Below are 14,616 nucleotides of genomic sequence, written 5' to 3' on the forward strand. Positions count from 1 at the left end.
CAAACAGAAAAAGCTGGTCAGGCCGGTCAACAGCGCCCGCCAGCGATGATTTTAATAAGAAAAGGTGGCGTCATGGCAGCAACATCCGCCCGCGTCCGCCCGTTAAGGCAGGGTTTAGTATGAGCAATGTATTGGCAGAATTGATTGAGCTGTTAAAGCTGGAAGCCATTGGCGTAAATCGTTTCCGTGGTCAGAGCCAGGATCTGGGCTTCCGTAATTTGTTCGGCGGTCAGGTGCTGGGGCAGAGTTTATCGGCAGCCATTCAGACGCTGACTGAGGGCGATTGGGCTCCACACTCACTGCATGCTTATTTTCTGCGTCCCGGTACAGTGACCGACAGCGTTGAATTTGAAGTGGATGTACTGCGCGATGGCCGCAGTTTTGCCACCCGGCAGGTAAAAGCCAGCCAGAACGGTAAGGCGATTCTGACCATGATGTGCTCGTTCCAGCATCCGGAAGCGGGCTTTGAGCATCAGAATCCGATGCCCGATATCAAAGGCCCGGAAGGCATTCCGTCGCAGCTGGAACTGGCGCGTATGTTCCGCGATTACTTCCCGGAGCGGGTTCGCGATATTTACACCGCCGACCAGCCGATTGAAATCCGCGTGCTCGACCCGGTGAATATTTTTGCGCCACAGAAAAAAGAGCCGGTGAAATACGCCTGGATGAAGGCCGATGCGCCCATGGGCGATAACCCCAATGTGCACGCCACCATGCTGGCTTATGCCTCCGACTTCAATCTGATTACCACCGCGCTGCACCCGCATGCGGTATCGGTATCGCAGAAAGACATGCAGGTGGCCAGCCTGGACCACAGCGTCTGGTTCCACCGTCCGCTGCGTATGGATGAATGGCTGCTGTATGCCATCGACAGCCCCAATGCCGGTGGTGCGCGTGGCTTCTGTCGCGGTCAGCTGTTTAACCAGCAGGGCGAGCTGGTGGCTTCGGTGGCGCAGGAAGGTCTGATGCGCAAGATTGATCTGAACGCCAAATCCGGTGAAAGCAAAGCATGAGCCAGATGTTGCGCTCGACCCTGATGTTTGCCCGCCGTCCCTGGGCCAGACCGGCAACGGCGCTGGATGTATTTCATACCCGTTTCCGCGTCTTGCCCTGGGATTGTGACCTGAACCTGCATTTAACCAATACCCGTTATCCGGCCTGGCTGGATCTGGCGCGCACCGAGTTTTTTCTGCGCCTGGGCACCGGCCCATTATTTGTGCGCAAGGGCTGGCGCTCGGTATTGGCCAGCCAGACTTTAACCTTTGTGCGTGAGATCAAACCGCTGGCGCTGGTGGATGTGGAAAGCCGGGTGCTGCACTGGGACCGTAAGTATTTCTATATGGAGCACCGCTTTCTGGTCGATGGCCGTTTACATGCTAAAGCGCTGGCGCGCATTGCGGTGCTGAAGGGCGGCCGGGTGCGCTCGCTGGCTAGCATGCTGCAGGCCGTCGCGCGTCTGAAAAATGAGCCGGATGAGTTGCAGGAAGCGCCGCCGGCACCGCTTGAGGTGCTGGCCAAAATCGAATTGCTGGGAGCCAAACGGCAGGCGGAAGAAGAACGCAGCAGCTGATGCTGTGTGGGTTCTGTTTCAGGCGATAAAGTCGTTCAGGCGGATACCAAAGCGGGCCGGGTCTACGGCCTGCAGTATTTCGTCCTGAGTGGTCGGTTTGCTCAGATCGATGATCTCAACCGGCAGATAACGCTGACTGCTGGTGTTATAAATAACCTTTACCAATGGCAGGCGCTGATCGGTTTCGGAGGCTTCAATCACCACCGCCAGCCGCTGACTTTTCAGCTTCACCAGCGAGCCCACCGGATAAATGCCCATTGAGCGGATAAAACGGTGCACCAGTGTCTGATCAAGATGGGTGCCGCTCCATTCGAGCAGTTTTTTCAGCGCCATCGTTGGTGGCAAGCCTTTGTGATACACGCGGTCGGCGGTGATGGCATCGTACACATCGGCAATGGCGCACATCTTTCCTTCGCGGCAGATATCGCAGTCGTGCAGGCCGTCCGGGTAGCCGCTGCCATCAATACGCTCGTGGTGCTGGGCGGCGACTTTAATGGTCAGCTCGCTCACCCCCGGTGTCTTTTTCAGCAGCTCGCGGCTGAATACCACGTGGTTGCGCATAATGGCGAATTCATCGTCGTTCAGTTTACCGGGTTTATGCAGTACCTCGTCGGGGATCATCACTTTGCCGATATCATGCAGCATGGCGCCAACCACCGCCTGGTGCATGGTCTCGCGGTCAATCTTCAGGCTTTTGGCAAAGATGCCCATCAGAACGGCGAGATTGATGGAGTGTTCAAGCAGGTAATTGTCTTTTTCGCGGATACGGCCAAGGCAGGCGAGGGCGTTGTGATTACGCAGCACCGAATCGACCATACCATCGGCCAGACGGTCGAAGGCTTCTACATCGATGGCGCGGCCAAGCTTCACATCTTTCAGTACATTGCTGACCAGACCTTTGGCCTGGGTATGGATTTTATTCGCTTTCAGCAGCTCTTCCTGCACACCGTTGCGGGCTTTCTGATCGGGTTTCAGGGTGGCTGCTTTGTCCAGTGCCTGCTGGTTGGCACGCTCCACTTCGGCGGCGGTCAGAGCATTATCGCCGACATCCAGACCGCGACTGGTGTCGATATACACTTCGCGGATACCACGGCGACGGATTTCGTCGACAATGCTCTGGTCGGGAATGCGACCTTCTTTCTGGTAGTTATGGTGAGGAATCCAGTCGCAGTTCAGGTCTGAGACATACATGTCTGGCTTGAGCTGGTCGACGGAGATTTTTTTGATCATAACGGACTTTCAGAAAAGGGCTTTTCTGAGTATAGACACTGATCGTCTGTCGGCGGTCTTATCGGAAGGTGTAATTGCCGGCCTATTTTACCGGCGATGATATGTCTGGATTGCTGCTGCTTTCTTCAGCGGGAGTGGTCGTGGTGCGCTCATCCTGTTGCTGCAGTAATTTGCGGGCGGCACTGAAATCAAAGCCGGTATCGTCATTCAGTGCATCGGGGTCGGGACGGATGCCACAGCCGCTGCCTTTAACCGGCAGTAAACCAGCGGTGCCGGGGTGTTTTTTATCACTCATGTGCAGCTCCTGTTTGTCCGGTGGCTGACAGAATTTTGCCACCCTGCAGAGGAGAAATCAGCAGCAACGGATTAATACGGGCGTTGTTCAGGCTGACTGTCCAGTGCAGATGAGGGCCGGTGGCGCGGCCGGTTGCTCCGACCTGACCAAGGCGTTCACCGGCAATAATCTCTTCGCCTTCTTTAACCTCAATAACGCTCATATGGCAGAACATGCTGATCAGCCCCTGACCATGGTCGATAAAGACGCTGTTACCGTTAAAAAAGAAATTACCGGTCAGCACTACTTTGCCATCGGCTGGCGCCAGAATGGGCGTGCCGGTTGTTGCAGCAATATCCAGCCCACTGTGTGGGTTGCGCTGTTCACCGTTAAAAAAGCGTTTCAGGCCAAAGGCGCTGCTCATATCGCCACGAATGGGCCAGGCCATAGGCTGCCACGGGCGTGCCGGGCTGAAGCTGGTATAAACCGCCGCCATCCGTGCCTGTTCTTTGCGGATACGCGCCAGCTCTGCGGCGCTGGGGTTCACATGCTTCTTTTTAACCGTCAGATGCTGTTCAGGGTAGGCGTGGTCATTAACGGTAAAACGGATGTTTTTATTGCCGGCTTTGATGCTGGCTTCGCCGGGCTGCTGACTGAGTGGAATACCAACCATGGCCAGCCAGGGTTTTTGCTCGTCCGGGCGGATGACCATCACATTCTGTTGATTGAAGCTTACCTGCGGTGGCTGAATGCCATAGCCGACAGGAATCACCGTCAGGCCGCCGGGAATACTCTGTTGTAACGGCAGGGGCCCTTCGGCAGGAACCGGGGTGGCGCTCTGGATCGAACCGGCGGCGAACAGCGAGACGATAAACTGCATCATGCTGTGAAAGAGTTCGGCCATGTTAATCCTCGCTGGTTTTTTCTAGGGCCTGTTAACACTAATTAAACAGGCCTGTTATCGGCTAAAAAATTCTCAAACAAGGCGCTGAGAGTGTGGCCTAACGGGTTAAGCGAACGAACAGCAACGCAGAATGAGGAATTTTTAGCCATAACCCTTCGGGCTGAGGCCCGTTTTCCCCATTAACGTCGTCGTTCGTCATTCATTTAGCCCGCTAATATCACTCCTCTCTCCTTAGTTCTGAGAAAAACTGGCTCTCAGCAGGCCCGATTCACTTAGTGTTAACAGGCCCTTGGAGTGGATTTCCGCGTGCGCGGTTTTTTCGCGCCTTCTGGCTGTGGCACGGCACTGTCGGTATGCACGGCGATCACTTCCGACTCCAGCCAGCCACTGTGTAAGCGACTATGGATGCGCTGGCCTGCAGCAATCTCACTGGCCTGCTGCACCACACGGCCATCGGTTTGCTGGGTAATAGAGTAACCACGGCCAAGAACGTTCAACGGACTCAGGCTGTTCAGCAAATGCGCCTGGGCGGCCAGTTGCTGCTGGCGCTGGGTCAGCCGTTGCTGAATCAGGCGGGTAAATTGTTTTTCCAGTAATGCGACCTGTTGCTGGCGTTCACGCAACAGGCGTTGCGGGTGCTGATGCACCAGTGCCTGCTGCAGCTTCTGCAGGCGGTGATAACGCTGCTGCAGATCCTGTTGCTGTGCCCGTTGCAGACGGATCTCCAGCTGGTCGAGATGTTGCGCACGGTTTTGCAACAGGCGGCCCGGTGCGCGCAGACGTTGCTGAATACGCAGCAAACGCTGCTGTTGCTGCTGCAACTGTCGTTGCATTCCACGCTGCAGGCGCTGGTGGATCAGCTGGATCTGACGAATCTGCTGGCTCTGATCCGGACTGAGCAGCTCGGCGGCGGCTGACGGAGTTGGTGCTCTGACATCGGCGACAAAGTCGGCAATGGTAAAGTCCACTTCATGGCCAACGGCGCTGACAATGGGCAGGCGCGAATGGTGAATGGCCCAGGCCACGGCTTCTTCGTTAAAACACCACAGATCTTCGAGAGAACCACCACCGCGGCCAACGATTAACACATCGACATTATTGTCGCGGTTGGCACGCTCAATGGCGGCAACGATGTGTGCCGTGGCGTCACGTCCCTGTACCGGGGTCGGGTAAATATCAATCTCAATCGTCGGGCAGCGACGGCGGAAGACCGTCAGCATGTCATGAATGGCAGCACCGGTCGGGGAGGTGATAATGCCAACCCGGCGTACTGAGGGCATGGGCTGTTTGTATTTGTCATCAAACAGTCCGGCCATGGCCAGGCGATCTTTTAACTGCTGAAACGCCAGCAGCAGAGCACCTTCGCCAGCGGGTTTCATCGCATCCACGATCAGCTGGTAGTCACCACGGTTCTCATACAGGCTGACTTTGGCGCGCAGCTCAACTTTATCGCCTTCTTTTGGCATAAATTTCAGCAGGGCGGTGCGCGAGCGGAACATGGCACAACGCACCTGAGCGCCACTGTCTTTTAAGGTGAAGTACCAGTGGCCGGAAGACGGACGTGACAGATTCGAAATTTCTCCTTCAACGCGGACATTGGCGAAAGAAACTTCCAGTAATTGTTTGGCACGCTGGTTCAGCTGGCTGACGGTGAAAATATTGGTGGCTTGCACAAAAGTGAAAGATATCGGTTGTAAGATGTGTTCAGAGGTTGCCATGCTCAGACCGTATTGGCCAGAGATTTTCTTTTGTGTATCAAGGATGTGCGCGGGTTCACTATTAAACTTTTATCCTTATTGATGGCATAGACAGAATGGTTATAACGCGCTAGTGTTAACGCCTTCAGCGCAAGCTGAATCAAATTTTAAATAGGCTGACACAAGGATATAGCCCATGAAAAAGTTTATCGCAGGTGCAATTCTGGTTTCTTCTTCCACTCTGGCGTTTGCCGCTAACCCATACGCTGGTTGTGGTCTGGGCTCAGCTGTTGTATTCCCAGATGCTAACGAATGGCACGAGCACGTACTGGCTGCTACCACCAACGGTACTTCCGGTAACCAGACTTTCGGTATGACTTCCGGTACTCTGGGTTGTGAAGGCGCTAACGGCCCTCTGAAACTGGCTCAGGCGTTCATGGAAGACAACATGGACCAGCTGGCTCTGGACGCTGCTAAAGGTCAGGGCGAAACTCTGGCTGCTCTGGCTGAAGTAATCGGTGTTGAAGCTCAGGACGCTGCTGCTTTTAACCGCACCATGCAGTCTAACTTCGACAGCATGTTCAACGCTGACGCTACTTCTGCTACTGCTTATGAAGCTATGACTTCTGCAATGGCACAAGACGCTGCTCTGCAGAAATACCTGGGTTAATTCCGGTATTGGGGACTGTTCACTCTGAGTAAACAGGCCCTGATAAAAAAGCGCGCCCCGGCGCGCTTTTTTATTGTCTGAATTTTATGCATTAAAAAAGAAGGAGAGATAACGCTATGCGCTGGTCAGGGATACTGGGGCTTTGTGGATTTTTAATGGCTGCATCGTTCGCAGCGCGTGCTGGAGCAACATCTCTGCCAGACGATGACGCATTGCAAGCATTGGCTGAAAAACCACAATGGGCGCATTTACTGCATTATCGTCTTCACCCGCTTAAAGGACGTCATCTGAGTCAGAATGACAGCCCGGAATTTTTTCTGGCTGCCGATGGCAAAGAAGATCCGGCGGCAGAATTAAAAGCTGACCTGAATGCTTTTTTACAAACTAATCAGGCGGATGATAAATCGGCGCAGTGTCAGTTTCCTGCACGTTATCATTGGTTAAAACAACAATTGCCGGACGTGACATTTACCGATCAGCGCTGCCCGGCATTTGAAGAATGGCGTGACGAACTCGATGCCCATGCCTTAACGCTTATTTTTCCGGCTTCCCATATTAATTCTCCGTCGTCGATGTATGGCCACACGCTGGTGCGTATGGACCGCGCCGACGATTCGCGCAGCAAATTGCTGGCTTACAGCGTTAATTTTGCCGCCAATGCCGACCCAACCGATAACGAACTGGTATTCAGTTATAAAGGTTTAAGTGGTGGTTACCCCGGCGTGGTATCGGTGATGCCGTACTACGTAAAAACCAATGAATATCAGCACATGGAATACCGCGATGTGTGGGAATACCGGCTGAATTTTACCGAAGCCGAAGTCGCGCAGTTTGTGCGCCACATCTGGGAAACCAAAGACACTTATTACGATTATTTTTTCTTTGACGAAAACTGTTCTTATCGTCTGCTGGCATTACTCGATGCCAGTTCAGAACGCGCCGATTTGGCCGAGGCTTTTACCTATAAAGCCGTGCCGGTCGATACCATCCGCGCGTTATGGCAAAACGACCTGGTGGAAAATACTGAATACCGTCCTTCAGCCGCCAGTGATATGGAATTTAAAAGCACTCAGGTGAATGACGACGTGCTGGCTGCGGCGCAGGCTCTGGTCGACAGCGACGAGGATATCGAAAGCCTGATCGCCGGTTTAAATGCACAGGATCAGGTGCGTGCACTGGAACTCAGCCACGCTTATGCCCGTTATCTGGCAATCAAGAAAAAGCAGGCCAATCCGGTGTTGCGAAAACGTACCCTGGCGCTGTTGTCAGCCCGGGCCAAACGTCCGGCGACGGCTGATTTTGCCGATGTGCCAATGCCTGCTGTGCGTGATGATCAGGGCCATCTCACTTCCCGCGCTGGCCTCTGGGGCGGGCAGGTGAGTGCATCTGGTGAGACTCAGGCCTACAGCGATCTGAGCTGGCGTATTGCGTATCACGACGTCCTCGATCTGCCGTCCGGTTTTGTGCCTGGCTCACAGATTCAGATGGGGCAGTGGGATCTGCGTGTCTGGGAAGACGAAGGCGTTAAGCTGCAACGCTTTAAAGTGGTGGATGTGCTGTCGCTCAGTCATCAGACCTATTTTCAGCGTCCGGTAGCCTGGGCGGTAACCGCCGGTGCCGAGCGTTTTCTGGGTACTGAGGCCGAGCTGCATGGCTATTTAAAAGTGGCCTTTGGCCGGGCTTACCAGACGGCGCTTGGGCGCTGGTATGGTCTGGCAGAAACCCAGCTGCTGGCGGATAACCAGTTTGAAGATGGCTACCAGCTCAGCTTCGGCCCGCGTGTTGGCTGGCTGTTGCAGCACGAGCAGGTGCAGGCACAGGTCGAAGCCAACTGGCAGCCGCTGAATACCGGTGATGACACCGTACGCCGCAGCCTGCGTGCCGAGGGTGGTTATGCGCTGGGGCAGAATCTGCAGTTACGCTTAAAAGCTGAACGTCAGTTGTTTGCCACTGATGCCGGCACCGCAGGTGTCAGTGAAGTCTCCGCCGGTATGCAGTGGTATTTCTGATGAGGCGGGTGGTGCGGGTATTACGCAGACCAATTAGTCTGGCACCGGCGCTGCTTATTGTGCTGATGCTGGGCGGTTGTACCGCCACCACCGGCCTGTTTTTCTATCCGCAGACCGTCTGGATCTCGACCCCTGCCGATGTGCCACTGCCTTACGAAGACATTAGCCTCCGCGCCCATGACGGCACCCGGCTGCACAGCTGGTGGCTGCCGGCGCAGGGCGAAGACAGTGGCATTATGGTGCTGTATCTGCACGGCAATGCCGAAAATATCAGCAGCCACAGCCGCAGTATTTACTGGTTGCCGCAGCAGGGCGTCAGCGTGCTGGCACTGGACTACCGCGGTTTTGGTGCCTCCGAAGGGCAGGCACTGATGCCCGATGTGCTGCAGGATATCGAAGCTGCTACACAATGGCTGCGCACGCAGCATCCGGATAAACAGCTGGTGGTGTTAGGGCAGAGTATTGGTGCGGCGCTGGCGATTAATTTTGTTGCCCGTGCGCAACAGCAGTATCAGATTCAGGCGCTGATTCTCGATGCACCTTTTACCGGCTTTGGTGCGGTTGCCCGCCATGCAATGAGCAGTAACCTGATTGGCTGGCTGATCTGGCCCTTTACCGTTCTGGTACCCACCGACTGGGACCCGGAAGATTATGCGGCAGATATTACGATCCCGACGCTGATTATGCACAGCGCGGATGACCGGGTGATTCCCTATAAACAGGGGCGCGAAATTTATACCCGTATGAGCACGCAACGTGCGCAACAGGGCCCAGAACAGGTTAGCGCCGCACCGGCGCTATGCTGGCTCGACAGCCGCGGCGGCCATATTGCCTCTTTTGCCTTTGCCGATCTGCGCGAGGCGACCTTCAGTTTCCTGCAAACTCAACGCTGTCCGGCGTTTACCGCTCCCTGAGCTTTCGTTATAATGCTGCGCCTTTCCCATACCCTCGTTCTGGAAGGCACTTTATGTTGCGAATCGCTCAGGATGCACTCACCTTTGATGACGTGCTGCTGGTTCCCGGTTATTCCGAAGTTCTGCCCAATCAGGTTACCCTGAAAACCCGCCTGACCCGTGGCATTCAGCTCAACATCCCGCTGATCTCCGCCGCCATGGATACCGTAACCGAAGCCCGTCTGGCCATTGCCATTGCACAGGAAGGCGGTCTGGGTATCGTACATAAGAACCTCACTATCGAAGAACAGGCCGCGGAAGTCCGTAAGGTTAAAAAATTCGAAAGCGGTGTGGTTAAAGACCCTATCACCGTGCCAAGCACCACCACGATCCGTGAATTGCTGGAGCTGACTCAGCTGCACAACATCTCCGGTATGCCGGTTGTGGATGGCGATGAGCTGGTGGGTATTGTGACCAGCCGTGACGTTCGTTTTGAGAAAAACCTCGACGCCACCGTCGCCAGCGTGATGACCCCTAAAGATCAGCTGGTTACCGTTCAGGAAGGCACCAGTGCCCAGGACGTACAGGACCTGCTGCATATTAACCGTATCGAAAAAATTCTGGTGCTGAATGCTGCAGGCAAACTGGCCGGTCTGATGACGGTAAAAGATATCGATAAAGCCCGTGCTTACCCGAACGCTGCCAAAGATGACCAGGGTCGTCTGCTGGTCGGTGCTGCGGTGGGTACCGGTGCCGGTACCGACGAGCGTGTTGCCGCGCTGGTAAAAGCCGGTGTTGACGTGATCGTGGTGGACACTGCCCACGGCCACACCTCCAATGCCTTTGGTACCGGTGTTATTGACCGTGTGCGCTGGGTAAAAGAAAACTACCCGCAGGTGCAGGTAATTGGCGGTAACATCGCCACCGCCGAAGCGGCGATTGCGCTGGCTGAAGTCGGTGTTGACGGCGTGAAAGTGGGCATCGGCCCGGGTTCTATCTGTACTACCCGTATCGTTGCCGGTGTGGGCGTACCACAGATCTCCGCCGTGGCTAACGTTGCCGCAGCGATGGAAAAATACGGTATTCCGGTAATTGCCGACGGTGGTATCCGTTTCTCCGGCGATATCGCCAAAGCCATTGCCGCCGGTGCCAGCGTGATTATGGTTGGTTCCATGCTGGCCGGTACCGACGAGGCACCGGGTGAAGTGGAACTGTTCCAGGGCCGTGCTTATAAGTCTTACCGTGGTATGGGCTCGCTGGGTGCCATGGATCAGTCGCAGGGTTCTTCTGACCGTTACTTCCAGGACAAAAAAGCCGGTGCCGATAAACTGGTACCTGAAGGTATCGAAGGCCGTATCGCCGTTAAAGGTCCGCTGACCAATATCGTGCATCAGCTGATGGGCGGCGTACGTGCCTCCATGGGCTATACCGGTTGTGCCACCATCGACGAAATGCGTACCAAACCACAGTTTGTGCGTATTACTGCCGCAGGGATGAAAGAGTCCCACGTGCACGATGTGCAGATTACCAAAGAAGCGCCAAACTACCGTCTGGGTTAACACCGGCGGGCTTTGATTTTTCTGGGGATGCACTGCATCCCCGCTTTCGTTTTACGGGAATTAGTTATGTCTCAAGACATTCATGCTCAACGTATCCTGATTCTGGATTTCGGTTCACAGTACACCCAGCTGATCGCCCGTCGTGTGCGCGAAATTGGTGTTTTCTCTGAAATCCGTGCCTGGGATATGGACGAAGCGGAAATCCGCGAATACAACCCAACCGGTATTATCCTGGCCGGTGGCCCTGAGTCGGTTACCGAAGAAGGTTCACCACGCGCGCCGGAAGTCGTTTTCAACATGGGTCTGCCGGTACTGGGTATCTGCTACGGCATGCAGACCATGGCCGAACAGATGGGTGGCAAGGTAGAAAGCTCCACCATCCGTGAATTCGGTTACGCCCAGATTGCGGTGGAAGGTAACAGCCGTCTGCTGCACGACATCAAAGACCATGTCGACGCTGCAAACGGTAAAGCCCTGCTTGACGTATGGATGAGCCACGGTGACAAAGTGGTGCGCATGCCGGAAGGTTTCGAGCTGATGGCCTCAACGCCAAGCTGCCCGATTGCCGGTATGTTCCACGCCGAGAAAAACTTCTTCGGCGTACAGTTCCACCCGGAAGTAACCCACACCCTGCAGGGCAAGCGTCTGCTTGAACATTTCGTACTGGAAATCTGTGGCTGTGAAGCGCTGTGGACACCAGCAAAAATCATCGAAGACCAGATCGAAAAAGTCCGCGCTCAGGTGGGTACGCAGAAAGTTCTGCTGGGCCTGTCCGGTGGTGTTGACTCTTCTGTGGTTGCCGCGCTGCTGCACAAAGCCATCGGCGACCAGCTGACCTGTGTGTTTGTTGATAACGGCCTGCTGCGTAAGAACGAAGGCGACGCGGTTATGGATATGTTCGCCAAAAACATGGGCGTACGTGTTATCCGTGCCGATGCCGAAGCACTGTTCCTCAATGCACTGGCCGGCGTATCTGAGCCTGAAGCCAAGCGTAAGATCATTGGCGGTAAATTCATCGAAGTCTTCGATGCCGAAGCCACCAAACTGACCGACGTAAACTTCCTCGCCCAGGGTACGATTTATCCGGACGTAATTGAGTCGGCGGCTTCCAAAACCGGTAAAGCCCACGTGATTAAATCCCACCATAACGTTGGCGGTCTGCCGGACGATATGAAGATGGAACTGGTTGAACCACTGCGTGAACTGTTTAAAGACGAAGTGCGTAAAATCGGTCTGGAACTGGGTCTGCCATACGATATGGTTTACCGTCATCCTTTCCCGGGTCCGGGTCTGGGTGTACGTATTCTCGGCGAAGTGAAAAAAGAATACGCCGACATCCTGCGCGAAGCCGATGCCATCTTTATTGAAGAGCTGCATAACTTCGACTGGTACCACAAAACCTCCCAGGCCTTCGCGGTATTTATTCCGCAGAAATCCGTGGGCGTGGTGGGCGATGCCCGCCGTTACGAGTGGGTTATCGCTCTGCGTGCGGTAGAAACCATCGACTTTATGACGGCTCGTTGGGCGCACCTGCCGTACGAACTGCTGGAAAAAGTATCGAACCGTATTATTAACGAAATCGAGCATGTTTCCCGCGTGACGTACGATGTGTCGAGCAAGCCGCCAGCGACCATTGAGTGGGAATAATTCCACTTCGCTGAACGGCTCGCTCCCACGCACCGGCTCGCTCCCACGCTCCGCGTGGTAGTGCCTGTGGCTTGGTGGTGGGCGTGGTGGTGTTCCCGGCTCGCTCCCACACACCGGCTCGCTCCCACGCTCCGCGTGGTAGTGCCTGCTGCTTGGCGGTGGTGCTCTGAGTTGTAGTCGCTGCGCGGGCTGGCTGTTGTATCTGATTTTAAGCCAATGCGGGGCAAGCCCCTGCGCCCCAATCCGGGAAACTTCTCCCCGGGCCCCAGCTTCGCACTGTGTGGTCCGTAGGACTTCAGGCATCCATGCCTTTCGCCCTGCGGGCCAACCTTCGGTTGTTCAATTTTGATCCGGTCAAAATTGTCCTTGTTCGCTCAATTTTTCTGACCATGCGCCCATGCGACATCCCTGTCGCTGCGCGCTCGCTAGGCATCCATGCCCAGCGGATCAGAAAAATAATCGTTCACTGCGGCGGACCACAGGCGCATAAAAACCATTACGCGAAGCCGCATTTCAAAGCAGACGCTCCCCTGTGGGAGTGGCTTTTAGCCGCGATCAGAAACGATGGCTAAGAGCCTGACGATACTTGAATGCTCATAATCTGTTCGCTCCAAGACATTGACTAAAAACTCAATGCTCGACAGTATAGGTCTTCGTAGGACGCACATCGGGCATTTTTTGCCTGTTGTATAAGGCTTGTTCTTCAGGGATTTGACTCAAAAGCTGACCAGAATCAAAGGTAGTTTTTGAACCTGAATTTATAGGTTCCCTAATGGTAAGGTAGGCCACACTCATTCTTCTATATGGATATTACCCGTGAAACCCTGCAGTAGTCTAAGTCAGTAGCTGAGCAATAATGTTGACGGTAATACATGAGTTAATATTAATAAGGCCATGAGGCCGGTGTTGGTTATATAAAGTGTCATGAAAAAGCAGCTACATGTAAAAAATCATTTTGTGCCAGAGTGCTATTTGAAAAGATGGGTTAACTCTGACCATAAAGTCTTTGTTTATCGAACGCTGGTTGATCATTCAAATGTCCCTGTTTGGAAGGGATACTCTGTGTCAGCTATTGCTTATCAAAAGCATTTATACACACAGATAATCTCGGGGTCTGAGTCTGATGAGTTCGAGTCCTGGCTTGATCAGGAGTTTGAGTCACCAGCGAACGAAGTGTTGAGTAAGGTGGCTATGGAGCGTCGATTGAGTCGTTTGGACTGGGAAGTGTTGATAAAGTTCCTTGCTGCTCAGGATGTCAGGACTCCATCTCGAATGTATGAGCATATCCAACGGTGGCAAAAGGACCTACCTGAAATTCTTCAGAACGTGTTGAATGATTTGAAGGCAAAGCTTGATGAAAAAGATACTGATGATCTAAAAGGTATGGATAAAAATTTTCTTACTAATCCTTTTCCATTAAAAGTTTCTACGCTAATCGAAGATGGATCTGATGTTGGAGTTCTCAAAGCGGAAACATACGTAGGAAGAAGTACTTGGCTGCACTCGATAAGGCACGTCTTGAATGACACAATAAAAGTTCTACATACCCATAAATGGAGTGTAGTGAAGCCTGCATTGGGATATTTTTGGCCCACGAGTGATAATCCAGTAGTCAAAGTAAATTACTATGGTCATGGGCAGTATGATTTAAAAGGTGGTTGGGGGCTTAAAAAAGGAAATATTATCCTCCCAGTTGATCCTGAACACGCTTTGTTTGTGCAAATTGGTGATAAACCAATGCATAAAAATGCTAGATTGTCGGAATTACAAACTAAAGAGATTATAAAATTCATTGTTGAAAACGCTCATCGAAAAATATTCTCTAAGATTGAAGATGATAATATCTCTTTGTTAAGAAAAAGGGTTGTTGATCCAGAAATGTTAGCGAGAGAAAATCAGGAGCTAATGGAATGGCATCAATTAAATTCCGAGAAGGAACGCGAGTACATTCAGAGTAATCGGAATATCTAATGACGGAGGCCTCTCTGTTTTAAAAACCACCAAAACCAATCTGTTAAGGTGTCCTTTCTTATAATCCTGTATCTCACAGAAACAATCCCTCAGCTAGAGGGTGTTCAAAATTCTGTGTCAGCGAATTACAGATCAATATGAGCGTCTAACCGCCCGGCAAAATGAATCGACAGCTGAGACAGTGTCAGATTC

General features: G+C 53.4%; 13 protein-coding genes. 9 read left to right on the top strand and 4 right to left on the bottom strand.

Annotated elements, in window-relative coordinates; translation table 11 throughout:
• Nucleotides 1–119 precede the first annotated feature (119 nt).
• Together LGT44_RS14430 and LGT44_RS14435 are read left to right on the top strand one after the other, a co-directional pair.
• Nucleotides 120–1,013, top strand: coding sequence for an acyl-CoA thioesterase (locus tag LGT44_RS14430; protein ID WP_145470487.1), 894 nt, complete (start codon nucleotides 120–122; stop codon nucleotides 1,011–1,013).
• Nucleotides 1,010–1,570, top strand: a complete 561-nt coding sequence (locus LGT44_RS14435; protein WP_230331400.1) for an acyl-CoA thioesterase — start codon at nucleotides 1,010–1,012, stop codon at nucleotides 1,568–1,570. Before LGT44_RS14430 ends, LGT44_RS14435 begins: the two co-directional genes overlap by 4 nt.
• 18 nt (nucleotides 1,571–1,588) lie before the next feature.
• Here the strand turns inward: LGT44_RS14435 and LGT44_RS14440 are convergent, their stop codons facing one another.
• The 4 genes from LGT44_RS14440 to xseA form a co-directional block, all read right to left on the bottom strand.
• Nucleotides 1,589–2,800, bottom strand: coding sequence for an HD-GYP domain-containing protein (locus tag LGT44_RS14440; protein WP_230331399.1), 1,212 nt, complete (start codon nucleotides 2,798–2,800; stop codon nucleotides 1,589–1,591).
• A gap of 82 nt (nucleotides 2,801–2,882) precedes the next feature.
• A complete protein-coding gene (locus tag LGT44_RS14445) occupies nucleotides 2,883–3,095 on the bottom strand; it encodes a hypothetical protein (protein ID WP_230331398.1) in 213 nt (70 codons plus the stop codon).
• Nucleotides 3,088–3,978 carry a M23 family metallopeptidase gene (locus tag LGT44_RS14450; RefSeq protein ID WP_230331397.1) on the bottom strand — a complete coding sequence of 297 codons (891 nt, stop codon included), beginning with the start codon at nucleotides 3,976–3,978 and terminating at the stop codon, nucleotides 3,088–3,090. Before LGT44_RS14450 ends, LGT44_RS14445 begins: the two co-directional genes overlap by 8 nt.
• A 278-nt stretch (nucleotides 3,979–4,256) precedes the next feature.
• Nucleotides 4,257–5,696: an exodeoxyribonuclease VII large subunit gene (xseA, locus tag LGT44_RS14455; RefSeq protein ID WP_145470494.1), complete on the bottom strand. Its 1,440-nt coding sequence runs from the start codon at nucleotides 5,694–5,696 to the stop codon at nucleotides 4,257–4,259.
• Between the two features lie 175 nt (nucleotides 5,697–5,871).
• Between xseA and LGT44_RS14460 the strand changes: the two genes are divergently transcribed.
• The 7 genes from LGT44_RS14460 to LGT44_RS14490 all read left to right on the top strand — a co-directional run bounded on the left by LGT44_RS14460 (nucleotide 5,872) and on the right by LGT44_RS14490 (nucleotide 14,424).
• Nucleotides 5,872–6,345: a DUF3015 family protein gene (locus LGT44_RS14460; RefSeq protein ID WP_145470496.1), complete on the top strand. Its 474-nt coding sequence runs from the start codon at nucleotides 5,872–5,874 to the stop codon at nucleotides 6,343–6,345.
• Between the two features lie 155 nt (nucleotides 6,346–6,500).
• A complete protein-coding gene (locus tag LGT44_RS14465) occupies nucleotides 6,501–8,354 on the top strand; it encodes an Lnb N-terminal periplasmic domain-containing protein (protein WP_230331395.1) in 1,854 nt (617 codons plus the stop codon).
• On the top strand, nucleotides 8,342–9,268 hold the full coding sequence (locus LGT44_RS14470) for an alpha/beta hydrolase (protein ID WP_230331394.1): 927 nt from the start codon (nucleotides 8,342–8,344) through the stop codon (nucleotides 9,266–9,268). Before LGT44_RS14465 ends, LGT44_RS14470 begins: the two co-directional genes overlap by 13 nt.
• Before the next feature lie 53 nt (nucleotides 9,269–9,321).
• A complete protein-coding gene (gene guaB, locus LGT44_RS14475) occupies nucleotides 9,322–10,806 on the top strand; it encodes an IMP dehydrogenase (RefSeq protein WP_145470502.1) in 1,485 nt (494 codons plus the stop codon).
• 66 nt (nucleotides 10,807–10,872) lie between these two features.
• Nucleotides 10,873–12,453, top strand: a complete 1,581-nt coding sequence (guaA, locus tag LGT44_RS14480) for a glutamine-hydrolyzing GMP synthase (RefSeq protein WP_230331393.1) — start codon at nucleotides 10,873–10,875, stop codon at nucleotides 12,451–12,453.
• Nucleotides 12,454–12,758: 305 nt separating this feature from the next.
• Nucleotides 12,759–13,025: a hypothetical protein gene (locus LGT44_RS14485; RefSeq protein WP_230331392.1), complete on the top strand. Its 267-nt coding sequence runs from the start codon at nucleotides 12,759–12,761 to the stop codon at nucleotides 13,023–13,025.
• Nucleotides 13,026–13,377: 352 nt separating this feature from the next.
• Nucleotides 13,378–14,424: a DUF4238 domain-containing protein gene (locus tag LGT44_RS14490; RefSeq protein WP_230331391.1), complete on the top strand. Its 1,047-nt coding sequence runs from the start codon at nucleotides 13,378–13,380 to the stop codon at nucleotides 14,422–14,424.
• The last annotated feature ends 192 nt before the right edge of the window (nucleotides 14,425–14,616 follow it).

The sequence above is a fragment of the Thalassolituus alkanivorans genome (assembly GCF_020447205.1).
In the GTDB taxonomy this organism is placed as follows: Bacteria; Pseudomonadota; Gammaproteobacteria; order Pseudomonadales; family Oceanobacteraceae; genus Venatoribacter; species Venatoribacter alkanivorans.